This is a genomic window from Desulfohalovibrio reitneri, from assembly GCF_000711295.1.
Classification (GTDB): Bacteria; Desulfobacterota; Desulfovibrionia; order Desulfovibrionales; family Desulfovibrionaceae; genus Desulfohalovibrio; species Desulfohalovibrio reitneri.
In genome coordinates, this window is sequence record NZ_JOMJ01000003.1 from 910,948 (window position 1) to 934,547 (window position 23,600).

The 23,600-nt window shown below is 61.7% G+C and carries 24 protein-coding genes; 15 read left to right on the forward strand and 9 right to left on the reverse strand.

Going from position 1 to position 23,600, the window contains the following annotated elements; genetic code table 11:
• Positions 1-152 precede the first annotated feature (152 nt).
• From N911_RS0104875 to secF, 14 genes are all read left to right on the forward strand, one after another.
• On the forward strand, positions 153-425 hold the full coding sequence (locus N911_RS0104875; protein WP_029894916.1) for an HU family DNA-binding protein: 273 nt from the start codon (positions 153-155) through the stop codon (positions 423-425).
• A gap of 9 nt (positions 426-434) precedes the next feature.
• Complete coding sequence (locus N911_RS18590; protein ID WP_202593856.1) at positions 435-611, forward strand: hypothetical protein; 177 nt, start codon at positions 435-437, stop codon at positions 609-611.
• Between the two features lie 196 nt (positions 612-807).
• Entirely contained in the window at positions 808-1,005 is a 198-nt protein-coding gene (gene rpsU, locus N911_RS0104885; RefSeq protein WP_029894918.1) for a 30S ribosomal protein S21, read from the forward strand.
• On the forward strand, positions 1,006-1,449 hold the full coding sequence (locus N911_RS0104890) for a GatB/YqeY domain-containing protein (protein ID WP_029894920.1): 444 nt from the start codon (positions 1,006-1,008) through the stop codon (positions 1,447-1,449).
• A gap of 9 nt (positions 1,450-1,458) precedes the next feature.
• Positions 1,459-3,771, forward strand: coding sequence for an endonuclease MutS2 (locus tag N911_RS0104895; RefSeq protein WP_029894921.1), 2,313 nt, complete (start codon positions 1,459-1,461; stop codon positions 3,769-3,771).
• Positions 3,772-3,865: 94 nt separating this feature from the next.
• Complete coding sequence (dnaG, locus tag N911_RS0104900) at positions 3,866-5,659, forward strand: DNA primase (RefSeq protein ID WP_051693936.1); 1,794 nt, start codon at positions 3,866-3,868, stop codon at positions 5,657-5,659.
• A complete protein-coding gene (gene rpoD, locus N911_RS0104905) occupies positions 5,613-7,388 on the forward strand; it encodes an RNA polymerase sigma factor RpoD (protein ID WP_029894923.1) in 1,776 nt (591 codons plus the stop codon). Before dnaG ends, rpoD begins: the two co-directional genes overlap by 47 nt.
• A gap of 268 nt (positions 7,389-7,656) precedes the next feature.
• Positions 7,657-9,180, forward strand: a complete 1,524-nt coding sequence (locus N911_RS0104910; protein ID WP_029894925.1) for a glutamate synthase-related protein — start codon at positions 7,657-7,659, stop codon at positions 9,178-9,180.
• Positions 9,181-9,185: 5 nt separating this feature from the next.
• On the forward strand, positions 9,186-9,626 hold the full coding sequence (locus N911_RS0104915) for a 4Fe-4S dicluster domain-containing protein (protein WP_029894927.1): 441 nt from the start codon (positions 9,186-9,188) through the stop codon (positions 9,624-9,626).
• A 31-nt stretch (positions 9,627-9,657) separates the two neighbouring features.
• Positions 9,658-10,779, forward strand: coding sequence for a class II glutamine amidotransferase (locus N911_RS0104920; protein ID WP_029894929.1), 1,122 nt, complete (start codon positions 9,658-9,660; stop codon positions 10,777-10,779).
• A gap of 1 nt (position 10,780) precedes the next feature.
• The gene (locus N911_RS0104925; protein WP_029894931.1) at positions 10,781-11,539 is read left to right on the forward strand and encodes a GltB/FmdC/FwdC-like GXGXG domain-containing protein; all 759 of its coding nucleotides are present in this window, start codon (positions 10,781-10,783) and stop codon (positions 11,537-11,539) included.
• Between the two features lie 29 nt (positions 11,540-11,568).
• Positions 11,569-11,961: a preprotein translocase subunit YajC gene (gene yajC / locus N911_RS0104930; RefSeq protein WP_029894933.1), complete on the forward strand. Its 393-nt coding sequence runs from the start codon at positions 11,569-11,571 to the stop codon at positions 11,959-11,961.
• Positions 11,962-12,213: 252 nt separating this feature from the next.
• Positions 12,214-13,815, forward strand: coding sequence for a protein translocase subunit SecD (secD, locus tag N911_RS0104935; protein ID WP_029894935.1), 1,602 nt, complete (start codon positions 12,214-12,216; stop codon positions 13,813-13,815).
• Positions 13,816-13,824: 9 nt separating this feature from the next.
• Positions 13,825-14,916, forward strand: coding sequence for a protein translocase subunit SecF (gene secF, locus N911_RS0104940; RefSeq protein WP_029894937.1), 1,092 nt, complete (start codon positions 13,825-13,827; stop codon positions 14,914-14,916).
• 79 nt (positions 14,917-14,995) lie between these two features.
• Here the strand turns inward: secF and nadB are convergent, their stop codons facing one another.
• The 3 genes from nadB to nadC are packed head-to-tail and all read right to left on the reverse strand — an operon-like array spanning position 14,996 to position 18,494.
• Positions 14,996-16,582: an L-aspartate oxidase gene (gene nadB / locus N911_RS0104945; RefSeq protein ID WP_029894939.1), complete on the reverse strand. Its 1,587-nt coding sequence runs from the start codon at positions 16,580-16,582 to the stop codon at positions 14,996-14,998.
• Positions 16,579-17,610: a quinolinate synthase NadA gene (gene nadA, locus N911_RS0104950; RefSeq protein WP_051693938.1), complete on the reverse strand. Its 1,032-nt coding sequence runs from the start codon at positions 17,608-17,610 to the stop codon at positions 16,579-16,581. Before nadA ends, nadB begins: the two co-directional genes overlap by 4 nt.
• Positions 17,611-17,615: 5 nt before the next feature.
• Positions 17,616-18,494, reverse strand: coding sequence for a carboxylating nicotinate-nucleotide diphosphorylase (gene nadC, locus N911_RS0104955; protein ID WP_029894943.1), 879 nt, complete (start codon positions 18,492-18,494; stop codon positions 17,616-17,618).
• Positions 18,495-18,613: 119 nt separating this feature from the next.
• Between nadC and mgtE the strand changes: the two genes are divergently transcribed.
• Positions 18,614-19,948 carry a magnesium transporter gene (gene mgtE, locus N911_RS0104960; protein ID WP_029894945.1) on the forward strand — a complete coding sequence of 445 codons (1,335 nt, stop codon included), beginning with the start codon at positions 18,614-18,616 and terminating at the stop codon, positions 19,946-19,948.
• Between the two features lie 65 nt (positions 19,949-20,013).
• Here the strand turns inward: mgtE and N911_RS0104965 are convergent, their stop codons facing one another.
• The 6 genes from N911_RS0104965 to lspA form a co-directional block, all read right to left on the reverse strand.
• Positions 20,014-20,769: a protein phosphatase CheZ gene (locus tag N911_RS0104965; RefSeq protein ID WP_029894947.1), complete on the reverse strand. Its 756-nt coding sequence runs from the start codon at positions 20,767-20,769 to the stop codon at positions 20,014-20,016.
• Positions 20,770-20,855: 86 nt separating this feature from the next.
• The gene (locus N911_RS0104970; RefSeq protein WP_029894949.1) at positions 20,856-21,398 is read right to left on the reverse strand and encodes a PilZ domain-containing protein; all 543 of its coding nucleotides are present in this window, start codon (positions 21,396-21,398) and stop codon (positions 20,856-20,858) included.
• Positions 21,395-21,838 carry an NIL domain-containing protein gene (locus N911_RS0104975; RefSeq protein WP_029894951.1) on the reverse strand — a complete coding sequence of 148 codons (444 nt, stop codon included), beginning with the start codon at positions 21,836-21,838 and terminating at the stop codon, positions 21,395-21,397. Before N911_RS0104975 ends, N911_RS0104970 begins: the two co-directional genes overlap by 4 nt.
• Before the next feature lie 46 nt (positions 21,839-21,884).
• Positions 21,885-22,820, reverse strand: coding sequence for a tol-pal system protein YbgF (gene ybgF / locus N911_RS0104980; protein WP_029894953.1), 936 nt, complete (start codon positions 22,818-22,820; stop codon positions 21,885-21,887).
• Complete coding sequence (locus N911_RS0104985; RefSeq protein WP_029894955.1) at positions 22,817-23,038, reverse strand: PLD nuclease N-terminal domain-containing protein; 222 nt, start codon at positions 23,036-23,038, stop codon at positions 22,817-22,819. The genes ybgF and N911_RS0104985 overlap by 4 nt, the downstream gene beginning before the upstream one ends.
• A 68-nt stretch (positions 23,039-23,106) precedes the next feature.
• A complete protein-coding gene (gene lspA / locus N911_RS0104990; protein WP_029894957.1) occupies positions 23,107-23,595 on the reverse strand; it encodes a signal peptidase II in 489 nt (162 codons plus the stop codon).
• Positions 23,596-23,600 lie beyond the last annotated feature (5 nt).

Here is a 23,600-nt window from a genome sequence, read left to right on the forward strand (position 1 = left end):
CTAACGTGCCTCGCAGCCGGAAGGGGGCGCCTCCTCTTGGAGTAGTGCGCGGGGCGTGAGAACGACTGGAAGGCCGCTGGCTTCGAAAGAATGGCGGCTTGGCGGATTGGTCCCAGGGGACCAGGTTTTCAGGCAAAAAAAGGAGAGGAGACATGACCAAGGCTGATCTGGTTGCTAAAATCGCTGAAAAGGCTTCCATGACCAAGGCTGACGCCGAGCGCGCGCTGAACGCGTTTTTGGATTCCGTGGAGTCCACTCTGGTCAAGGAAGGCAAGCTGACCCTCACCGGCTTCGGCACCTTTGTGGTGGAGGAGCGCAAGGCCCGCACCGGCCGCAATCCCCGCACCGGCCAATCCATCACCATCCCCGCCGCCAAGGTGGTCAAGTTCCGTCCGGGCAAGCTGCTCAAGGACGCCGTGAAGTAAGGAGCGCGTATGATTCCCGGCGAAACCGTACACAGCCCGCTTCCGTGGGATCTTCCCTGGTGGATGTCCGATCATTTCGTCTTTTTCGGTGTTCTGTACGCCGTGTTGGGCATCATTGGCGTCGGCATGGCCGCCGCATTCATTCGTAGCCTGTTGCAGACCAGGAAGGACAGCGGGCACCACTAAGCGTCGGGCGGATATCCTTTCGGCGCGGTCGAGCCAGACCGCTCCCGCGCTTGGCATATTTATACTAGGCCGCGCCTTCGGGCGCGGCTTTTTTCGTGGCGGCCGGGGGTTGTCAACGCCTCCAGTCTGGTGTAACTGAATGCTCTTCCCAATTCGGGGTTTCCCGGGGAAAGTTTTCCAAAGGGAGGTGATTGCTTTGCCCGGTATCGTTCTCGACGACAACGATAATTTCGACATCGCGCTTCGTCGTTTCAAGAAGCAGGTGGAGAAGGCTGGTGTGCTGTCCGAAATGAAGAAGCGGCAGCATTATGAAAAGCCCAGCGTGCAGCGGAAGAAGAAAAAAGCCGCCGCGCGGAAGCGCTTGCTTAAAAAAATGCGCAAAATGCAGGGTTAGATGAGCCTCCAGCAATCCATCGAAAAAGACTTCGTCCAGGCCTACAAGGCCAAGGACGAGGTTCGGGTGGCCGTCTTGAGGATGCTCAAGACGGCCATCAAGAACAAACATGTTGAGCTCGGACGTCCCCTTGAGAATGACGAGATTCTCGATGTGGTGGGCAAGCAGGCCAAGCAACGCCGCGAGTCCATAGAGCAGTACGAAAAAGCCACCCGTCCCGATCTCGTGGATCGTGAGAAGGCGGAGTTGGCCGTTCTCGAGTCCTATCTACCCGCGGCGCTCTCCGAGCAGGAGTTGGCCGCGGCGGTGGACGAGGCAATCGCCGAAACCGGGGCCGCCTCCATGAAAGAGATGGGCAAGGTCATGTCCTCGCTCATGGAAAAATACAAGGGCCGCGTCGATGGTAAGCAGGCCCAGAACATGGTCCGCTCCCGCCTTTCCTAATCCTTTCATATGGAAGAACGTAGCCTGCGGAACCTCGAGTTCCACAAGGTCCTGTCGGCGCTGGCCGGCCATGCCGCATCCGAGGCTGGCCGCGAACGTTGCCTGAACCTGTCCCCCGCATCCGACCCGGAAGAGGGAGTACGCCTCGGCCGCCTCACCGCGGAGGGGCTGGAGTTCGCCGCTGAAACCCGTTTCAGCCTTGGCGAGGTGCCCGATCTCGCCGGCATCCTGCATTTTCTACGCTCGCCCAAAGCGGTGCTTGACCTGGACGCCCTGAGCGCCCTGCGGGAAACGCTGGGCGCCGCCAGGGAAGCGCGTTCCGCCGTATCCGCCGAGGAGGGGCGCTACCCGCTCCTGGCGGATTTGGCTTTGTCCTTCGATTTTCCCGAGACCCTGGCATCCGGACTGAAGCGCACCCTTGATGCGGACGGACGGCTGAAAGACGAATCCTCGCCCGAGTTGCATTCCGTCCGCACCGAAATCCGCTCGGTGAACAAGCAGTGCACGACCAAGGTCAAGGAGTTCCTGCAACAGGAGGGGCTTTCCGCCTATTTGCAGGACGACTACATGACCGTCTCCTCGGACCGTTACGTGGTGCCCATCAAGACCAGCTACAAGGGCAAGCTCAAGGGCATCATCCACGACTACTCCCAGACAGGCGAAACCTGCTATTTCGAGCCGTTCTTCCTGGTTGACATGAACAACCGGCTCCAGGAGCTTCGGCAGGAGGAGCGGGAAGAGGAACTGAAGGTCCTTCGCCTGCTTACGGGGTACGCTCGTGACGGCCTGGAGGCGTTGGAGGCCACACGGGAATTTCTGGCCGAACTGGACCTGCTCCTTGCGAAGGCTGGCTTGGCCAGGGATCTCGACGCACGTGTGCTTATTCCCGAAGAGGGAGCCAGGATACGGCTTCTGGAGGCCCGCCACCCGCTTTTGGCCCTCACTCCCCAGGGAGCCAAACCCATGGAGCTGGATTTCCGCGAAGGGGACCGCGCTCTGCTCATCAGCGGTGGCAACGCGGGCGGCAAGACGGTCTGCCTCAAGACACTGGGGCTGACGGCGGCCATGGTGCTGGCCGGTCTGCCCGTGCCGGTCGCTGCAGGCAGTTCGCTGCCTGCTCTGCGGCGGGTGTTCGCGTTCCTTGGCGACGAGCAAAGCCTTGAGGAGAGCCTGTCCACATTCACCGCTCAGATCCGCGCCCTGGCGCAAGCCTGGGACCAGGTGGACGACGGGACCCTGGTTGTGCTGGACGAGTTCGGCGCGGGCACGGATCCCGCCCAGGGCGCGGCTTTGGCCCAGGGAGCCGTTGAGGCCCTCATGGAACGCGGGGCGCTGGTCTCCGCGGCCACGCATTTTCCCGCGCTGAAGGCGTTCGCCATGTCCACGCCGGGCGTGCGCGCGGCTTCGGTGCTCTTCGACCCCGACACCCACAAGCCCCTGTTCCGGCTGGCCTACGACCAGGTCGGGGCCTCCATTGCTCTGGACGTGGCCCGCGAGCACGGTCTGCCTGAGGAAATACTGCGCCGAGCCGAAGAGAACCTGCTCTTGGACGGCGGAGGTGACACGGGACGCCTACTCGCTCGTCTCAATGAGGCGGCATCCAAGCGCGAGGAAGAACTGGACGCGGCCAAACGCGAGCGGGAGAAGCTGGAAAAGAAGCACGCCGGGCTGGAAGAACGTTTCGCCGTCGAACGGGAGAAGCTGCTTGAGGAAGTGCGTGGTGCCGCCAGGGATATCGTCAAGCAGTGGAAGCAGGGAAGATTGGACCGCAAGGAGGCCCAGCGAAAACTGGCCAGGGAGCGGGAGCGGCTGGCCGAAGCCGAAGGTGCCCATCCCCGGGAGTCACCGCCGCCGGCCGATCTTGCCATCGGAGATGAGATTCGCTATCTCCCATGGGATAAAGTCGGCGAGGTAGTGGAGAAGAATCCCAAAAAAGGGCAGGTTAAGGTCAACCTCGGCGGTGTTTCCTTGTGGGTCAAACTCGCCGAAGTACAGCCCAGCGCCCCCCATTCCGGAACGGAGGCTCAGTCGAAGCCGTCCAGCTCCACGCAGAGCGTGCGGGTGGAGAGCGGTGGTGGCGGTTCCCTGGTTCTTGACGTGCGGGGCTACCGGGCCGACGAGGCGTTGCGGGAGGTGCACCGCTTTCTGGACCAAGCGCTCCTTGCGGGGCGGAGCCAGGCTGAAATCATCCACGGCAAGGGGAGCGGCGCCCTCAAGCGCAAAATTCACGAGGCGCTTCGCTCCTTCCCGAGGGTCGCCTATTTCTCCCTGGCTCCGGAGGATCAGGGCGGCGATGGAAAGACCCTTGTGGATTTCGCTTAGAATCTAGGGGTTGTCAGCCCGGCCAGAGGTCTTATTCATTTCCTCGGCCGGATGGTGCGACAGGTCCGAGTGATCCGGCCGTCGCGGGAGCGCCATGGGCATCGATTCCCACACCATCCAGGAACTGAAGTCCCGGCTCGACCTGGGCGAGGTGGTGCGGAGGTATGTGGAGTTAAAACCAGCCTCTGCCGGTCGTTTCATGGGACCGTGTCCTTTCCACCAGGAAACCAAGGGGTCGTTCTCGGTCAACCCGGAGCAGGGCTTCTACTACTGCTTTGGCTGCCAGGCATCCGGCGACGTCATCGATTTTTACAGCCGTATCAACGGCCTCGAATTCCGTGACGCCGTGGAGGCGTTGGCACGCGAGGCGGGGTTGGAGATGCGCTCCGGTCCGGTCGACCCCAAGGCCGCGGAGCGGCGTGAGAGAAAGAAGGCCTGCCTAGAAATGCACAGGCTGGCTCAGGAATATTTTCGGTCCCTGTTGCGCGGGCGCGCCGGTAAGGCCGCCAGGGACTACCTGGAGCGACGGGGCACACCGTCCGAGGTTGTCGAAAATTTCGGGCTGGGGTGCAGTACCGACGATTGGCAGGGCCTGCAGGATTTCCTGCGCAGCAAGGGGTTCACCCCGGAGCAGGGCGTGGAGGCGGGGTTGCTCTCGCAAAAGGGCGAGACGGGCCGCACGTACGACCGGTTCCGGGGGCGTTTGATCTTTCCCATATCCGACGTGGCGGGCAAGCCTCTGGCCTTTGGGGGCAGGGTGCTCGGCGACGGGGAACCCAAGTACCTCAACAGTTCGGACTCGCCCATCTACAAAAAGGGCGAGCATCTCTACGGACTGCACCAGGCGCGGCCGACCATGGCCAAGACCCGCCGGGCCCTGCTGACCGAAGGGTACATGGACGTCCTCTCTCTGCACCAGTTCGGCTACGGCGACGCGGTGGGGGTGCTGGGCACTTCCCTGACCACGGAGCAGGTCAAACGGCTGGCAGGCTTCTGTGGCCGCATCGACCTGGTCTTTGACGGCGACCGGGCGGGACGGGCGGCCGCCCTGCGCAGCGCGGAGATGATTCTCTGCCAGGGCCTGACTTGCCGGGTGGTGCTGTTGCCCGAGGGCAAGGACGTGGATGACGTGCTCCAGGCCGAAGGAACAGAGGGCTTCGAGGCCTTTTTGGGGAACGCCTGGGACGGCCTGGAGTTCTGCATGGACGAGATGCGCTCCACCGGTTCCGCCAAGGAAGTCATGGAGTGGGCCAAGCGCTTTCTGGGCGGTTTGAAGGAGCAGGACTGGTTGGCCTGGTACCTGCCGCGCCTGGCCGAGGGACTCGACTTGGACGAGGCCGTATTGCGCCGCTCCACCATGAAGGTGGTCCACCCGGCGGAAGGGCGCAGGGAAAAGCAAGGGGGCCCGGCCAAGCCCGCAGGCAAACTGGAGAAGGAAGGCGCTCCCGGCGACCGTCATTTACTGGCCCAGCTCCTTCTGCACCCGGAGCGCTGGCGGGAGTTCGCCAAGCGGGATTACGACGCGGTATTCACCACCGAGTGGGCCAGACGCTTCTGGGAGAAGGTCGTTTCCTCCGGTGCCGAAGATGTTGATGGATGTTTTCATTTGCTCGACGAGGCGGAAAAACGCTTCGTCGGTGTGGTCAAGAACGAACTGCCCTCGCTCGGGGATGAAGAGCGGGAGGAGCGCTGGAACGATTGCGGGAGCGGCCTTGAGCGGCGATTGCACAACCAGCACATGCAACAGATCAATACGGCCCTGCGCGAGGCGGCCCAGCGCGGGGATCAGGAAGAAGTGGAACGGCTTTTTCTGGTCATGAACGAGCTTTGTGGGAGGATTGATGAGCAACCTGAAGGAAATCCAGCAGATTCAGGGACTGATCGCTGAAGGCAAGAAGAAGGGCTTCCTCACTTTTGAGGAATTGAACAGCGCGCTGCCTTCGGAGGCCAGCAATCCCGAGCAGATCGAAGAGATCATCGCCATCTTCGATCAGCTGGAAATCGCCATCGTCGATTCCGAGAAAGAGGGCAAGAAGGTGGCCATCGTCTCCGACAGCTCGGAGGAGGAATCCTCCAGTGCGGCAGCGGTGGTGGGAGCCAGCGAGTCCGAGGACCAACAGGACTACGCCACCCGCAGTACCGATCCCGTGCGCATGTATCTGCGCGAAATGGGCGCCGTGCCGCTTCTGGACCGCGAGGGCGAGGTGGTCATCGCCAAGAAGATTGAGTCCGGCGAAATGGACGTCCTGTACGCTCTCATCGAAGTGCCCGTGGCCGTGGAGGAGCTTTGCCAAGTGGGCAAGGACCTCGACGACGGCCGCATCAAGCTCAAGGACGTGGTCAAGACCATCGAGGAGGACGACCCCTCCGAGGACGAGATGAACCAGCGTCAGCGGGTCATCCATCTCCTTGAGGAAATCCGCACCCTCTACAAGAAAAAGCGCAAGATATTCCAGAAGCTCGACTCCTGCGCCACTCTTGAGCGCCGTGTTTACGGCCAGCAGAAAGAGATCCTCAATTTCAAGGAGGAGGTGGTCTCCCGCCTCCGCGACATCAAACTGGAAAAGACGCTCATCGACCGGGTCATCGAAACGGTCGAGGACTACGTGCGGCAGATGCACAACTGCCAGCGCGATCTGGCCGCCTACATCATGTCCACGGGCAAGACCCAAGCGGAGATCAAGGAATTGTTCCGCGAGGTGGACGAGCGGGAGGTCAATCCGGTCAAGGCCGCAGACTCCCTGGGCCTGACCGTGGAGGAGTTTTTCTCCTTCAAGGAGATGCTGGCCGGAAAGATGGAGATTCTCAACCGCCTCCAGGACCGCTGCTGCCACAACGTCTCCGACCTGGAGGAAGTGCTGTGGCGCATCCGCCGGGGCAACACCGCGGCCATGCAGGCCAAGCAGGAACTCATCCGGGCCAACCTGCGGCTGGTGGTCTCCATCGCCAAGAAGTACACCAACCGTGGTCTGCAGTTCCTGGACCTCATCCAGGAGGGCAACATTGGCCTTATGAAGGCGGTGGACAAGTTCGAGTACCAGCGCGGCTACAAGTTTTCCACCTACGCCACCTGGTGGATTCGGCAGGCCATAACCCGGGCCATCGCCGACCAGGCGCGCACCATTCGAATTCCGGTGCACATGATAGAGACCATCAACAAGCTTATCCGCACTTCCCGTTACCTTGTCCAGGAGTTGGGCCGCGACCCCACGCCCGAGGAAATCGCTGAGCGCATGGACTACCCCCTGGAGAAGGTCAAGAAAGTGTTGAAGATCGCCAAGGAGCCCATTTCCCTGGAAACGCCCATCGGCGACGAGGAGGACTCCTCCCTGGGTGATTTCATCGAGGACAAGAAGGCCGTGGCACCGGCCGAGGAGGTGGTCAACACCAAGCTCGGCGAGCAGATATCCCACGTCCTCTCCGACCTCACCCCCCGCGAGGAGCAGGTGTTGCGCAAACGCTTCGGCATCGGCGAAAAGAGCGACCACACCTTGGAAGAAGTGGGCAAGCTGTTCAATGTCACCCGTGAGCGTATTCGCCAGATCGAGGCCAAGGCGCTGCGTAAGCTGCGCCATCCTGTGCGCAGCCAGGTGCTCAAGTCCTACTACGAGAGCTAAACGGCTGCCCGATTCGGATTACTCGAGGCGCGTCTCCCCACGGAGGCGCGCCTTTTTACATCAATGTCAATTGGCCTGTTTTATTCGTCCAATTTACCCCAATCCCGGGAGAGGATATCTCCAATCTTGACAGAAATGAGATGGTGTGCTTGTTCTTTCGGACTTTTCTTGACGTGACGGAGTGGCACCTTACTTAACCCTTTCCTGCTTCGCGCGGCGCCTTTGTTCGCCGGGTGGAGTTCCACCCCCCGTTGCCAGGGAGTCCGATTTGGCCTTTACACCAGTAGACAAGACCTACCATGACTTCACCATCGAACGGGACCGGGACAATTGCATCGATTGCCAGGTCTGCGTCCGGCAGTGTTCCTACGGCGCCCACGAGTGGGACGAAAATCGCCAGCAGGTGGTCCACGATTCCAGCAAGTGCATTGGCTGCCAGCGATGCGCCAGCCTGTGCCCCACCCAATGCCTAACCATCAAGCGCAAACCGCAGGAGTTCCGAGAGCACAACCTGTGGAAGCCCCACTTCATAAAAAACATCTACAAACAGGCCGAGACCGGCGGAGTGCTTCTGGCCGGCATGGGCTGTGTGACCGACATCCCGGTCTATTTCGATAATTTGCTCCTGGACGCCTCCCAGGTCACAAACCCTTCCATCGACCCGCTCCGCGAGCCCATGGAACTGCAGACTTTCCTGGGCCGCAAGCCGACTTCCCTCGAGATAGAGGAGGACGAGGAGGGGCCGTCTCTGAAGACCAAGGTGGGGCCGCAGATCGAGCTGCGGTATCCCATCATGTTCGCGGCCATGTCTCTCGGCGCCATCAATTTCAACCTTCACGTGGCCATGGCCCGCGCCGCCACGGATACCGGCACGGCCTGGAACACGGGCGAGGGCGGTCTGCACAAGGACCTCTATCAGTACGGCAAGAACACCATCGTCCAGGTGGCCTCGGGCCGCTTCGGGGTGCATGCAGACTACCTCAACGCGGGAACGGCCATCGAGATTAAGATCGGCCAGGGCGCCAAGCCCGGAATCGGCGGCCATCTGCCGGGCGAAAAGATCGACGCCCGAGTCTCGGAGACGCGTATGGTGCCCGAGGGGTCCGATGCCATTTCTCCAGCGCCGCATCACGACATCTATTCCATCGAGGACCTGCTGCAACTCATTTACGCCCTCAAGGAGGCCACAGCCTACACCAAGCCGGTGGCCGTGAAGATAGCCGCAGTGCACAACGCGGCGGCCATCGCCTCGGGTATCGTCCGCGCAGGAGCTGACATCGTGGTCATCGACGGCATGCGCGGAGGCACCGGCGCGGCGCCCGCCATGTTCCGTGATTATGTGGGTATTCCCATTGAACTGGCCATGGCTTCGGTGGACCAGCGGCTGCGCGACGAGGGCATCCGCAACCAGGCTTCGGTGGTGGTATCCGGCGGCGTCCGCTGCTCCGCGGACGTGGTCAAGGCCATCGCCATGGGGGCCGACGCCGTCTACATCGGCACCGCGGCGCTCATGGCCGTTGGGTGTACGCTGTGCGGACGCTGTTACACCGGCAAGTGCCCCTGGGGCATCGCCACCAACGATTCAAAGCTGGCCCGCCGCCAGAACCCGGACGAGGCCACCCGAAAGATGTCGAACCTGGTGCGGGCCTGGGGCCATGAAATCCAAGAGATGCTTGGGGCCATGGGCCTTAACTCCATCGAGAGCCTGCGCGGCAACCGCGACAAGTTGCGGGCCGTGGGCCTGAACCAGGTCGAGCTGGACATCCTCGGCGTCAAGCACGCCGGAAGGTAGGTCATATGAAACGAGTCAAACCAATCCCGGACTACTGCATCGGCTGCGGCCTGTGCGAGTTGGCCTGTCTGCAGGCCCATTCCCGCTCGGGCGATCTGGTCATCGCCTGCCGCCAGGAGGCTCCTCAGGGGTTGACCTCCTGCAAAACCGTGCACCGCCGCGGCCCGGCCGCTGTCGCCCTGAGTTGCCAGCACTGCCAGGATCCGGAGTGCGTTCGGGCCTGCATTTCCGGCGCGCTTTACAAGGATGCCGGGACGGGCCAAACGGTTTACGACCAGGACAAGTGCGTGGGCTGCTTCTCCTGCGTCATGGTCTGTCCCTTCGGCGCCATCCACCGCCATCCCACAGAATCCAGGATCGTCAAGTGCGACCTCTGCGCGGACCGCGGCTCGCCCGCCTGCGTTGAGGTCTGCCCCAACGCGGCCCTGGTCTTTGAGGAAGACTAGCCCAGGCCGGGCGCAGGATAAGGAGAGCAGGTTGCTTCATACTCCACGGCACAGTTTCGACTTCCAGAAGGACATCTCCGGTTGTGGCGTTTTCGGCGTCATCGACCGCAAGCGCAACCCCATCAAGGGCGGGGTTGCCATCAACGCCATGGCCAGCATGCACGATCGGGGCAACGGCCTTGGCGGCGGCTTCGCCGCCTACGGTATCTACCCGGAAATGGCCGATTACTACGCCTTCCACGTCATGGGCTACAAGGACGAACGCCTGGAAGAGGTGGAGGACATCCTCAAGAGCTTCTTCAATGTCAAGGCCTCGGAACCCATTCCCACCAATCTCAAGGCGAAGGTCGCCATGCCCCCCAAGGTGTGGCGCTACTTCCTGGAGCCCAAGACCGGGGACCGCCCACGGTGGAAGCTGCTGGGGGAGAAGGATTACGTTGTCCAGGTGGTCATGCTCATCAATTCCACCCTGGGCATGCAGGAACCCACCGAGGAAAAGGCGTTCGTCTTTTCCAGCGGCAAAAACATGGGCGCTTTCAAGGGAGTCGGTTTTCCCGAGGATATCGCCGAGTTCTACCGTCTGGACGAATACCAGGGTTACATCTGGACCGGTCACAACCGTTTTCCCACCAACACTCCTGGCTGGTGGGGAGGGGCGCATCCCTTCACCCTGCTGGACTGGTCCATCGTCCACAACGGGGAAATCTCCTCGTACGGCATCAACAAGCGCTACATGGAAGAACACGGCTACCGCTGCACCCTGATGACTGACACGGAGGTGGTGGCCTACATGCTGGACCTGCTCATCCGCAAACACGGTCTGTCCAAGCGTATGGCCTCCTGGGTGTTCGCTCCGCCGTTCTGGAGCGAGATCGAGCGGATGGAGCCCAAGAAAAGGGAACTTTTCCGAGCCTTGCGCATGGTGTACGGCTCTGGCTGCCTCAACGGTCCCTTCGCCATCCTGGTGGGTAGCGAGGACTGCTTGTTCGGTCTGAACGACCGGGTCAAGCTGCGGCCGCTGGTTGTGGCGGAAGAGGGCGACCGCGTTTACATGTCCAGTGAGGAAAGCGCCATCCGCGAGGTGTGTTGCTCCCTCATGGACGTCTGGGCGCCCAAGGCGGGCGAGCCCGTCATTGTGGAGACGGAGGTCTAAGGTGGCAGGCAAGAGCATGAACATCGACGCGGAAGGTATTTATTACCGCCAGCTCAACGAGCGGATCCGCCAGGCTGTGGCCGATGGCGTGAGCGAGTTCACCTTGACCAACGTTAAGGGGCAGCGCTACATCGCCACCGGACTAAAGGGTGAACACCTCAAGTTCGTCATTCACGGTACACCGGGGCAGGACCTGGCGGCCTTCATGCAGGGCCCCACCGTGCGCGTGGAGGGCAACACTCAGGATGGTGTTGGCAACACCATGGACCGAGGCCGCATCAGCGTGAACGGCATGACCGGGGACGTGCTGGGCTATGGCATGCGAGGCGGGCACATCTTCGTCCACCGAGACGTTGGCTACCGAGTTGGCATCCACATGAAATCCTTCAAGGACAAGGTCCCGGTTATCGTCATAGGCGGCAAGGCCGGAGACTTTCTTGGCGAGTACATGGCCGGTGGAGCCATCATTCTGCTCGGCAGTTTCTCTTGGCGGCAAAACGCGCCCATCAGCGGCAGCTCTCTGGGAACTGGCATGCACGGCGGAGTCATTTACACCCGCGGCAAGGTGCCCGAGGAGCAACTTGGTCCCGGATTGAAAACCGAGCCCGTCAGTCCGGAAGATCTTGACGTCATACGCTGTAATGTGGCCGAATTCGCCCGCGAGTTTGACGAGGACCCCACCCGCATCATGGATGCCGAGTTCTACAAGGTGGCGCCCTTCTCGCATCGGCCTTACGGCAATATGTATTGTCCCTGCTGAGACCTTAACCAATTGCAAAGGAGACCATAATGTTCTTTGAATCAGCAGCCTATGCCATGGGCGCCGCCGGACAGGGCGGGCAGGGTGGTGGCGGGGCTTTCGCCCCCCTCATTCCCCTGATTCTGATGTTCGCCATCTTCTACTTCCTGCTGATTCGTCCGCAGCAGAAGAAGGCCAAGCAGCACAAGGAGTTCCTTGCGAATCTCAAACGCGGCGATTACGTTCTCACCGGCGGAGGCCTGTACGGCCGCATCACCGCCGTGGACGGCGACGTTCTCACCCTTGAACTGGCCGACAACCTGCAGATCCGCGTTAACCGCAACTTTATCTCCGGCGCGGCCGATCCTTTCGAAGCCCGTGGTGGTGGAAAGAAGAAAAAGGAAAAGGTCGAGGACAAGGGAGAGGAAAAGGAAGGCGAATAACGCCTTCTCCTCAATCGCGTCATTCTCAGGCAAGCCCGGCCGAGCCGGGCTTGCCTTTGTTTTCCCCCCCTGATAAACGGCCTCCACCGTGAGCCACTGTTGGGAGCGGAATCAGTGTCGCCTCCCCGCAGTAGGGCCATTGGACGTGGCCCTTGCGCTGTGTGCCGGCGAGGCGCGGCGAACGCCCCCAAGCCCCACCGGTGAACGGGAGCGAATACAGCGCCTCCCGTCTTGAGGAAGAAAGGAGCGGACATGAAAGGCACGCTAGGCCTGCGCATCGGATTGAGCCTTCTCGTGGCCCTGCTGGGGCTGTGGTTCATGCTGCCGTCGATCCCCATGGTTCGGGATTCGGCGCTGGATTCAGTACTGCCAGACAAGCAAATCAATCTTGGCCTGGACCTCAAGGGAGGCATCCACTTGACGCTGGGGGTGGACACGGACACCGCCCTGCAGAACCAGCTCGGCCAGATTGGCCGGGACATTCGCCAAGTGGCCCGGGAAGAAAAGGTCCTCGTGCTCAAGCCGCGCGTGCTGGAAGGGCAGCGACTGGCCTTCACTCTGCTCAAGAACGAGCAACGCGAAGAATTGGACGCCCTGCTGACGGACGAATTTTCCCGCATGCGTGTCGAAAACCGCCAAGACGTGGACGACGGGAAGATGGAATACGTCCTGACCATGTCTCCGGAGTACCGAAAGGAACTCACGGCCATGACAGTGGATCAGGCCCTGAAAACCATTCGTAACCGCATCGACCAGTTCGGCGTTGCCGAGCCCGACATCCGAAAGCAGGCCGACGGGCGCATCCAGGTCCAGCTTCCTGGCTTGTCCGAACCGGAGCGGGCCATCAACATCATCGGCCAGACAGCCCACCTCGAATTCCGGCTGGTCAACGACGAAGCCGACCTGGAGAAGGCTGCCCAAGGAATACTGCCGCCAGGGCACGAGCTCCTGAACATGCGTATCAAGAATCCAGACGGGACATTCATGGAACGCCCTCTGGTTGTGGAAAAGGAGGCGGCCATGACCGGCGAGCACATCACCGACGCCGGAACCGCCTTCGACAGATGGAACCAGCCGTACGTGACCCTCAACTTCAACGCCCGGGGAGCGCGAATGTTCGAGCGGCTCACGGGCGAGAACGTGGGGCGGCGCATGGCCATCGTGCTGGACGGCACCATCCACTCCGCCCCCACCATTCAGGACCGCATCGCCGGGGGGAGGGCGTCCATTACCGGCAACTTCAGCGTGGAAGAAGCCCACGACTTGGCCCTTGTCCTGCGGGCTGGCTCTCTTCCGGCACCGGTCAACGTGCTTGAACAGCGAACTGTCGGGCCCTCCCTGGGTCAAGAGTCCATTGAGAAGGGGGTCCAGTCCGCGCTTCTGGGCTTCGCCCTGGTTTTCGTGTTCATGATCATCTACTACGGCTTTGCCGGTCTTGTGGCCGACATTGTTCTGGTGCTGAACATCATGCTCATCATGGCCGGCCTGGCCGCTTTCGGGGCCACGCTCACCCTGCCGGGCATCGCGGGAATCATCCTGACAATCGGTATGGCGGTGGATGCCAACGTCATCATCTTTGAGCGCATACGAGAAGAAATACGCCGGGGACTGTCGCCGCGCGCGGCCATCCACGAGGGCTACGGCAAAGCCACGCTGACCATCCTCGACGCCAACGTGACCACCATCATCGCCGCCCTCATCCTCTACGAGTTCGGCACCGGGCCCATTCGCGGTTTCGCCGTGACCCTCTCCCTGGGCATTCTGGCCTCCATGTTCACGGCCATCTTCGTCTCCAGGGTCCTGTTCGACCTGTACGCAAACCGCACGCCCGCGCCGCAAAAGCTGAGCATCTAGGAGGGCCGCATGGGACTTTCCATCATCAAACCTGATACCAGGATCAACTTCATCGGCTACCGGAAGGTGGCCTTCGTCCTGTCCGCCGTCATCTTGTTCCTTGGCGTCGGTTCGCTCCTCATCAAGGGCGGCCCCAGCTACGGCATCGATTTCTCCGGCGGCCAGATCGTGCAGATCAAGTTCGATTCCCAGCCAGAGTTCAGCGTGCTCAAGGACGGTCTGGAGGAGACCGGTTTGCCGGGGCTGACCGTGCAGCGCTTCGGGCAGGATGCGGACAACGAATACCTGTTGCGCATTTCCGCTTCCGAAATTCCCTCGGACACCCTGCGCGACACCATCAACTCCGCCATCGGCGCCGCGCTGCCGCAGGCCAACCACCACATCCAACGCCTTGAGATGGTCGGCCCCAAGGTTGGCGCTGACCTGCGCGCCAAGGCGCTGGAAGCCCTTTTCTACGCGGTTCTGCTGATTGCGATTTACATCTCCGGCCGCTTCGAGCAGCGCTGGTTCGCCTCGGCCGTCATGGCCGGCGGGCTGGCGCTGGGCATCTACCTGCTCAAGCTGATCGGTGTTCCCCTGGGCGGTCTCATCCTGGCCGCGCTGGCCATCACGGTGGGACTGTGCTGGAAGCTGAAACTCAACTACGCGCTGGGGGCGGTGACGGCGCTCATTCACGACGTGACCATCACGGTGGGTGTCTTTTCCCTGCTCAACAAGGAATTCGACCTGACCATCGTGGCCGCGTTGCTGACCATCATCGGCTACTCCCTCAACGACACCATCATCGTATTCGACCGTATCCGGGAGAACATCCGAGGCAAGGCGAAACAGGCCAAGAGAGACTTCGCCGCCCTGCTGAACGGCTCTATCAACCAGACGCTGTCCCGCACTCTGCTGACCTCCGGGACCACGCTTTTGGTCGTCCTTTGCCTCTACCTCTTCGGCGGCGGCGTCATTCATGACTTCGCCTTCGCACTGCTCATCGGCGTTCTGGTGGGAACGTACTCTTCGGTCTTTGTAGCCGCGCCCATTCTGCTTGGTTTCGATCCGGCCACCCTGCAGCGCGAGCCCAAGGAAGAACAGCCCGAAGAAAACGCATAGCTTCCCAATACCCAAAAATAAAAAAGGCCGGACGGGATTTCCGTCCGGCCTTTTTTTGCTCATTCCCGGGTGACAGGGATCAATCGTCGCGGTGATGGCAGCCCAGGCTTTTGGGATTCCGCAGGGCGGCTATGGTCACAAGATAGGCGCTTTGGCAGCCATGGAAGAGGTCCACCAGAGTCTTGGAGATCGGGGTTTCGCGATAGAATCGCTGCAAGTGGTGGTTCAGGCTCCGCAGGTCGTCGGTGGCCCGTTTGAGCCGGGCTGTTGAACGGGTGATGCCCACGTAGTTCCACATGGTCGAGCGAATGGTGGCCCAGTCCTGCTGCACAAGCGCGGGATCCTCGTTGTCCAGGTTGCCCGGGCTCCGCCAGTCCGGAATGCTGTCCAGGAGCTTCCGCTGCACCAGGCTTTCGCCGCGGAGGCCTGACACGATATCCACCGCGGCCAAGTGGCCCCACAGCAATCCCTCCAAGAGAGAGGTGGACGCCAGCCTATTGGCTCCGTGCACACCGGTACAACCGCATTCGCCCACGGCGTAAAGCCGGTCGAGGGTGGTGCGGCCGTGGTCGTCAGTGAGTACTCCTCCGCAGAAGTAGTGGGCAGCGGGAACCACAGGAATGGGCTGGCGAGTCATGTCCACGCCGGTTTCCAGACAGCGTTTGTGGATGGTGGGAAAACGGTCCGACAGGTCCATATCCACGTAGTTGGCCGCGTCCAGGTAAACGTGGGGTTCTCCGGTGCGGAGCAGTTCGTCCATGATGGCCCGGGTGACGATGTCACGCGGAGCCAGGTCGGCCCGATCGTCATACTTTGCCATGAACGGTTGGCCGTCCGCGTTGACCAGTTTGGCACCCTCGCCCCGTACCGCCTCGGAAATGAGAAAACGCTGCCGCGCCTTCTGGTACAGGGCGGTGGGGTGGAATTGGACGTACTCGCAGTTGAGGGTTCGCGCGCCGGCCCGGTGGGCCATGGTCACGCCTGAACCGATGGTCTCGGTGGTATTCGTGGTGTGCAGATAAATTTGCCCCAGCCCGCCAGTGGCCAGCACGGTAAAATCGGCCAGCACGGTTTCCACCTCGCCGGTGGACTGGTTGAGCACGTAGGCTCCGGCACAGGCGTTGCCCAGGGAGTAGCGGTAGTCCAGATGAAGGCAATGGTGGTGGGTGGTGATGAGATCGACCGCGGTGCGCCCGGTGAGTGTCGTGATCGTTTCGGACGTTTCCACCGCATTCGTCAGGGCGTCCATGATGGCCTTGCCTGTGAAATCGGCGCAGTGGAGGATGCGATTGCGGCTGTGTCCGCCTTCGCGGGTCAGGGAGAACTCCCCCTGGGGGGTCCTGCGGAAGGGCACTTCAAGGCGGTCCAGTAAAAGGCTCCGAACCGCCTCGGGCCCTTTGGCGGCCATGGTGCGCACCGCCCGTTCGTAATTGTGCCGCCAGCCGGCGGTCAGGATATCCTCGGTAAGGGCGTCGGCGTCGTTTTCACCCGCGGTGTAGACAATGCCGCCCTGAGCCAGGGCGGTGTTGTTTGTGGAGAGGTCGTTGGCGGCCGTCACCAGGACCACCTCAATGCCCATGTCGGCCAACCCCAGGGCGCACGTGGCCCCGGAGATGCCCGACCCAATGACCAGCACCCGGCAAGTGCGGCGCGAAACCGGCGTCACGCGCTGGCCTCCAGCATGCGTTGCAGGGCCAGTGCGGCTGGCTCAGAGACGTCATCCGCCACCTGCACGGTGTTCAGGTAGCCGATGTTCTCCAGGGTGTCGGCGAGCTTGTCCTCAGTCACCTTCCCCATGTTCAGGCAGCCGGAGTGGGAGAGGGGAAGAACGGTCTTTCCCGGGGCGTGGCGGCGGGCCAGGCGTTCAACAAGGTTGATTTCCGTACCCACAATGATGGTTGCCCCTTCCGGGGCCTCCTCGCAGTAGCGAATGATGGTGGAGGTCGAGCCGGATTCGTCAGCCAGGGCCACTGTCTCCGGGGGGCATTCCGGGTGGACAACCACAAGACAGCCGGGGTGTTCGGCTCGCGCCGCCTCGATCATGGAAGGCTTAAAGCGGTGGTGGATGGCGCAACAGCCGGGCCAAATAAGCAGCTTGGCCCGGGCGGCCGCCTCGAGGTCCAGCGCCTCGCCTTCCGAGCGGATGTCCAGGATGTGGCGTTCGGCTTCGGGGATGCCGAGTTGATCCGCCGTGTTCAGGGCGAGGTTCTTGTCGGGAATGAAGAGGCAGCTGTCGCCCCTGTCCAGTGCCCACTGGAGCATGGTGCGGGCGTTGGCGGAGGTGCACACCGTGCCTCCGGCTTCGCCCACCATGGCTTTCACTCCGGCGGTGGAGTTGACGTAGGTCAGCGGCACCACCTTCCGGCCCATGGAGTCGAGCCGGCGCATGACGGCTCGCAGGCGGTCCACCGGGGCCATGGCCGCCATGATGCAGCGGGCATCGCGCTCGGGAATCTGTACGTGCTGGCCGGGCCTGGCCAGAATGGAAGCTGTCTCGGCCATGAAGTAAACGCCGCAGAATACGATGTATTCGGCACACAGGCCGGGCACCTTGCGGGCGAGTTCTAGGGAATCTCCCACGATGTCGGCATGGCGAACGACATTCTCCGCCTGGTAGTGGTGGGCGAAGATGGCAAGGCTATCTCCAAGACGGTCCTTGGCCTGTCGGATGCGATCGTATGAAGTGGTCTGCATGACTGTCATTCCGGTATGGTTCGCATTGAAAAGTCGATTGCCCTGGCCGAGTGGGTCAGCCGCCCCACTGAAAGGTAGTCGGCCCCCAGGGATGCCAGGGTCCGGGCAGTTTCCAGGTTCACACCGCCGCTGATTTCGCTCTCAGTACCCGGCGGAATCAACTCCAGGGCCCGGCGTATGGCGTCCGTGTCCATGTTATCGAGCATGACGCGCTCGGCTCCGGAGGAAACGGCTTCGCGCACGTCATCCAGGGTGCGGCACTCCACCTCGATGGGCGGGCAGGGGGAGTGGACCCGCCGCAACATGGCGACCGCCTCCCGTATGGACCCGGCCCGGTCCAGGTGAGTGTCCTTGAGCATGAGCATATCTTCGAGGTTCATGCGGTGGTTGTGCCCGCCGCCGACGCGTACGGCGTACTTTTCCAGCCGCCGCAGGCAGGGTGTGGTCTTTCGGGTATCCAGCAGCTTGGCCCCGGTTCCATCCAGGGCCAAGGAATACTCTCGAGTCAGGCTGGCCACGCCGCTCAGGCGGCAGAGCAGGTTGAGCATGACGCGCTCCGCACGGAGCAGGGTGCGGGCCGGACCAGAGAGGGCGGCCACTGTAATCCCGGTATTCACCAAGCTGCCTTCGCCAGTCAGCAGGCGACAGGAGCAGGGCGTCGCGCCGGGCTCGGCGGCCATCTCTGTGACCCGATCCAGAAGGGGTAGCCCGCAGACAACGGCCTTTTCTTTGGCCACAATCTCGGCGCGCATGGTTTCGTCCGGCCCGAACAGGCCGATTGTGGTGAGGTCGCGCCCGTCTTCCTCCAGGGCCAACGCGATGGCTTTGTCCGTCAGGTCCCGGTCCTTGTCTTGGAAGATGTTCGCGTATCGCGATTGTGACATGGCGCGTGTAAGAGTATCCCTTTTTCACTCAAGGGGAAAGGTACGGCAGGTAAGGCATGGGCGCAACGCAGTCAAGGCGCTTTGACCCTCGTCAACTATTGGGATAGAGGCTAGCCATCATGGAGTACAAGGACGACGACAAGCGCCCCACCTCCGAGGAGGAGGAACCCGCCGTCTACTCCGGGCTGGAGGAGGAGCATCCGGCGGATACCGCCGACAGGCTGGAGAACCTGGGCTTCGAGGACCAGGCCCGGCTCATCGCGGCCATGCAGTCGCGCGAGGCCGCCGAATCCGTGGCCGAGATGGAGCGCCACGAGCAAAAAGCCCTCCTCAGCCAACTGAACGCGGAGGTGGCCGCCGCTCTCGTCTCCGAAATGTCTCCTGACGACGCCGCCGACGCGCTCCTGGACATGGATGATGCTTTGGCCAAGCGCATTCTGAGACTCCTCGACCGCGAAACCGCCGCCAGGCTTCGCCGCCTGCTCAAGTACGAGCAGGACACCGCCGGCGGCGTGATGAATACCCAGATCGTCATCCTTGACGAGAAGCTCAACGCCGACCAGGCCATCCGTCTTATCCGTCAGGAGATCGAGGACAAGGAGGTACCGTACTACGCCTACCTGGTGGACGAAAACGACCGCCTGACAGGCGTGCTGTCCATGCGCGACCTGCTCATGAGCCAGCCGGGCGCGCTGCTTATGGACCTCATCAAGAGCCAGGTGCTGGTGGCTGTCACCTTCGACGTGGACCGGGAGGAGGTGGCCCACCTCATCCGACGCTACAATTTCCTGGCCATTCCGGTGGTGGATTACGAGGACCGGCTAGTGGGTGTGGTCACGCACGACGACGTCATGGACATCATCCACGAGGAAGCCACCGAGGACATGCAGAAGCTTGTCGGCGCGGGTTCTGACGAGACCGTGGACAGTCCCTGGACATACTCTCTGGGCAAACGGCTTCCCTGGCTTTTAGTGAACATGCTCAACTCGGCAGTTTCCGCCTGGGTTGTCCATTTTTTCGAGGGCTCCATCGCCCAGATGGCCGTGCTGGCCGTTCTCATGCCCATGGTTGCCAACCAGGCGGGGAATACAGGGCAACAGGCCCTGGCGGTCGTCATTCGCCAGATGGCTGTGGAAAACCTGGACCGCAAGAAAGCCTACTTCGCCCTGTTCCGCGAGTTGAAAATCGGCTTGGTCAACGGCCTGCTCGTCTCCATGTTCGTGCTGGGGGCTGTCTTTCTCATTACGGCCAAGGTGCAGCTGGCCGCGGTTATGGCCATAGCGCTTTTCCTGGACATGCTGGTCGGTTCGCTGGCCGGGGCGGGCATCCCCGTCATCCTCAAGGAGTTGGGCAGGGATCCGGCCCAGGCTTCCTCCATCTTCCTGACCACACTCACCGATTCCCTAGGTTTCTTTTTCTTCCTCGGACTCGCCCAATTGTTCCTGCTGAGTTGACGCGACGAAAAGGAGGCGGATGCCTCTTGGCCTCCGCCCCCTTTTTCTTTCGCGCCTTCTCTCTGTTATTCGAGGCCCAGTTGGGAAAGCAGGTCGTCCACCCCGTCCTGGGAGGCGCCGTTCTGCGGTCCCTTGAGCTTGGAAACCCGCTGCCTGGTCTCATTCTCCAGGGCATTCATGTCCACGTCCGGGTTCTCCTCCTTGGCGCGGAGTTTCAGTCCGGTGGACATGAAGAGTTCGAAGGTGATCTGTTCCACCTGTTTCAGCGCGGAGATGACGCGCTTGATGCGCTGACCGGTGAGGTCCTGGAAGCTGAGGGTGGTCATGATCTGCATCATGTCCTGGTTCAGCTCTTGATTTGACTGGATGAGGGATTCAAGGGCCTCTTTGGCACGGCCTTCGCCGTCCAGCTCCCCATCCTTGAGCTGGTGGAGCAGGGTGGCGGATTCGGCTTGCAGTTCCAGGTGTTTTTCCACGATGTCCATGATCTGCACCGTGGCCTCCTCGGTGGTCTGCAGAATCCTGTCCAACTGGTCGGACGTTTCGCTGAATATTTCGTCCGTTTCGCTCTTGGAGACCGGGGCCTGGAACTGCTCTTGCCCCTCTTTCTTGGCTGTGTTGATTTCCTGGTAGATGCGTTTCAGGCCATCCTGCATCTCGGAGTTGATGTGCCGGAAGAACTCGCCTTCCAGCAGGGCCCTGGAGATGTTGCGCTGCACCTCCTGCTCCACGGTTGTGGCGATGGCGCTGCGGAGGTCGGCGACCACGCGGTCGGAAACCTTGTCCAGCAACGATTGGACCATTTGTTCATTGGCGTCCATACAATCTCCCGGAGTTGTCGCGTGTGTGCGGAAGGGAATACCCGGCAAGGCTTCCCGGCGCCATGATTTCGTGGTCCCGAGGAACTTCAGGAGAATTTCTGCTGCCTGATGCGGGCCCGTTGCTCCTTGAATACGAAGTGAATGACCGCCTCCAGGTCGCTCTCGCGCATGGTGGAGAACTCGAGTACCCAACCCGGCTGGTCGTCTTTTCTCTCGCGGCGAACAATTTTTCCGACGGCTCCCGCCAGCCTGAAGGGGATGGTGGACAGTTGCACGACGACCTCAAGGGCTTCGCCCGGAGTGAAGTCGTCGCACTGCTGGCAGGTAAAACGCAGACCGGCGCCGCTGATTTCCGTAACCACGCCCTCTACGGGAAAGTCCTCCCGCAACATGGAGCGGGACTGTGCCGAAAGGAGCATGTCAAGCTTGTTGTTGAGTTGCATCAAAAAGTCGACAAGGGCCTCGGGGAGATTGCCCTTTTTGAGATCGTCCGCCTGCTCCGAGGATTCGCATCCCGCGCAGTCCAGAAAGGCGGGTTGGGTGTCCAGCGAAGGAAGGCGGCGGATGAAGAGGCGGAGGTGGGTGTCCACCCTGGAGTAGGTGCGCTTTTCGTCGTTCTGGTCGCTCATGTCAGGGCTCCTTCCTCCACGTCGACGTCCATGGCCCGCACGGGGCAGATGCGCACGCACAGGCCGCAGGCGGAGCATCGTTCCTTGTCGAAGACCACCATGCGGCTTTCCGGATCAACCCACATCGCCCCGGTGGAGCAGAGCGCGGTGCACATGCCGCAGTGAACGCAAGCGTCCTCGTCGCGAAATACACGCTGGGCGGCGGGGGATACGTCGATTCCCTGTTCCCGCAGGTAGGCCACGCCCTGCTTGTAATTTTCCTCCAAGCCCATGATCTCCAGGGTCATGACGCCTTCATGCCGCGGCGTGATGTGCGCCTGCAGAATGTTGAACTCCAGGTCGAAGCGCCGGGCGAGGTCGCAGATCCACGGCCTGCCCGAGGCGCTGGTGGGGAAATTCAGCGTGACGATCTTTTTAAAACCCTTCATGAGATGGTGCATGGCGCGCTCCGGAAAGGGGCCGCGTTCGCGGTCCCGCCCTTTCGGCTTATTCGTTTTCCAAAACGGACTTGGCCCGGCCCGCTTCGGGTGAATCGGGCCGTTGCTCGATCAGGTCCTTGAGAACCAGTTCCCCGGCCTTCTTCTTGCCCAGCTTGATGAAGCTGATGCCCTGCTTGAGCAAGGCCGCCGGGTATTTGGTGCTGTCCGGGTATTTGCTGATGACGTCCTGGTAGGAGAGGATGGCCTCGGAATAGCTGCCCATCTGGTAAAAACATTCACCCTGCCAAAAGACAGCGTTGGGGACCAACTCGTTTTCAGGGTTGTTTTCCACGAAACGGGCCCAGAGTTTCTGAGCGCTTTGGTATTCCCGCTTCTTGAAAAGGCCTAGCGCCCGGTCGTACATGGCCTTGGAGGTTTCCTCGGCGGGCCATTCCTCCACCTCGGCCTTGTCCGCTTGCGCGGGCTGTTCGGCGACCTCGTCCGCATCCGCTGGTTCCTCGGGCGTTGTTTCGGCCGCGGTGCCGTTGGCAGAGGGCGAGGGCTTGGACGGGGAGGCCGGAGTCGTGTCCTCGATCTCCAGGGCCAGCTGGCTGGACAGGGCGGCCCGGATGGCGGCCACCTCACTGGCGATGTTGTCCAGTCGGCGGCTGGTGGCGCCGCGGCGTTCGCCCGTGGCCTCGTTCTCTTTGCGCAGGGACTGCAGTTCGCCTTCCAGCTTGCCGAGCTTGACCTGCATCTGTTCCAGTCTGGCCCACATGTCCGCCTGCCTGGAGCGCACTGGATTGGAGGCCTCGTCTATCTCCTGGGAGACTTCTCGTTCCATGGACTGCATGGCCGCATCCAGCGAGTCCAGGCGCTCATTCATGGAATTGATCTGGCGCCGTTGGCTGTAGACCTCGGACTGCAGGGCCTGGAACTCCTTGGAACTGACGGTGCAGCCCGCCACGGCGAGGGCGAGGGTGATTAAGATGATGCGTTTCATTTCTGCTTCGTTCCCCGTTTTCGTCCCATGAACAGGTAGGCCATGCCGCCCAGGAAGGGCACCATGGTGCTCACCTGGATCCAGAATATCTTTTCGTTGGTCGAGGGGAAAGTGCGGGAAAAGGCATCTCTGATGGCCCACAGGGTGATGGCGGCGAAAACGCCGACCACGCCGAGTATAAGGGCCCAGGTTTCAGGTGGAAGGTTTGCTTGAAACATGTATCGGTCCTTGGGTTATACGCGAAGTTTTTTCGCAGGGGTAATGCCCCGGCTCCTTGCTGGCAAGATTAGCTCCCGACCTCTTTTCGCCCCTGCAAAAAAGTCGCCAGCACTAGAGTCACAGCTCCCACGGTGATCCCGGCGTCAGCCAGATTGAAGGCTGGCCAGTGCAGCCCCCCGTAGTGGAAGTCGAGAAAATCCGTCACATATCCCTGGCGCAGCCTGTCCACCAGATTGCCCAGCGCGCCGCCGGCCACCAGACCGTAAGCCGTGAACATAGTCCGCCCCTGGCCCGGCTTGGAGGCAAGCCAGGCGATGAGCCCCACAGCGAAGAGGGAGACGGCCATGAAAAGGGTGTTCTGCCAGGAGATGTCTGAGCGGTTGAGGAAACCGAAGGCCGCGCCTCGATTGGCCACGTGAACCAGGTTGAAAAAGCCGGGAATGATCTCCTCGCCCCGGCCCAGGGGGAGGGTGGAACGTACCCACGCCTTGCTGGCCTGGTCCAGCGTCAGGACCAGGCCGGCAAGGAGGAAAACGCCCGTCAACCTTTGCTTCATGTCGG

Bases quoted from the DNA above. Each gene is read 5' to 3' on its own strand.
- N911_RS0104875 (WP_029894916.1), top strand. From the start codon at position 153: ATGACCAAGGCTGATCTGGTTGCTAAAATCGCTGAAAAGGCTTCCATG.
- N911_RS18590 (WP_202593856.1), top strand. From the start codon at position 435: ATGATTCCCGGCGAAACCGTACACAGCCCGCTTCCGTGGGATCTTCCC.
- N911_RS0104890 (WP_029894920.1), top strand. From the start codon at position 1,006: ATGAGCCTCCAGCAATCCATCGAAAAAGACTTCGTCCAGGCCTACAAG.
- N911_RS0104895 (WP_029894921.1), top strand. From the start codon at position 1,459: ATGGAAGAACGTAGCCTGCGGAACCTCGAGTTCCACAAGGTCCTGTCG.
- dnaG (WP_051693936.1), top strand. From the start codon at position 3,866: ATGGGCATCGATTCCCACACCATCCAGGAACTGAAGTCCCGGCTCGAC.
- rpoD (WP_029894923.1), top strand. From the start codon at position 5,613: ATGAGCAACCTGAAGGAAATCCAGCAGATTCAGGGACTGATCGCTGAA.
- N911_RS0104915 (WP_029894927.1), top strand. From the start codon at position 9,186: ATGAAACGAGTCAAACCAATCCCGGACTACTGCATCGGCTGCGGCCTG.
- yajC (WP_029894933.1), top strand. From the start codon at position 11,569: ATGTTCTTTGAATCAGCAGCCTATGCCATGGGCGCCGCCGGACAGGGC.
- secD (WP_029894935.1), top strand. From the start codon at position 12,214: ATGAAAGGCACGCTAGGCCTGCGCATCGGATTGAGCCTTCTCGTGGCC.
- secF (WP_029894937.1), top strand. From the start codon at position 13,825: ATGGGACTTTCCATCATCAAACCTGATACCAGGATCAACTTCATCGGC.
- nadA (WP_051693938.1), bottom strand. From the start codon at position 17,610: ATGCAGACCACTTCATACGATCGCATCCGACAGGCCAAGGACCGTCTT.
- nadC (WP_029894943.1), bottom strand. From the start codon at position 18,494: ATGTCACAATCGCGATACGCGAACATCTTCCAAGACAAGGACCGGGAC.
- mgtE (WP_029894945.1), top strand. From the start codon at position 18,614: ATGGAGTACAAGGACGACGACAAGCGCCCCACCTCCGAGGAGGAGGAA.
- N911_RS0104965 (WP_029894947.1), bottom strand. From the start codon at position 20,769: ATGGACGCCAATGAACAAATGGTCCAATCGTTGCTGGACAAGGTTTCC.
- N911_RS0104970 (WP_029894949.1), bottom strand. From the start codon at position 21,398: ATGAGCGACCAGAACGACGAAAAGCGCACCTACTCCAGGGTGGACACC.
- N911_RS0104975 (WP_029894951.1), bottom strand. From the start codon at position 21,838: ATGCACCATCTCATGAAGGGTTTTAAAAAGATCGTCACGCTGAATTTC.
- ybgF (WP_029894953.1), bottom strand. From the start codon at position 22,820: ATGAAACGCATCATCTTAATCACCCTCGCCCTCGCCGTGGCGGGCTGC.
- N911_RS0104985 (WP_029894955.1), bottom strand. From the start codon at position 23,038: ATGTTTCAAGCAAACCTTCCACCTGAAACCTGGGCCCTTATACTCGGC.
- lspA (WP_029894957.1), bottom strand. From the start codon at position 23,595: ATGAAGCAAAGGTTGACGGGCGTTTTCCTCCTTGCCGGCCTGGTCCTG.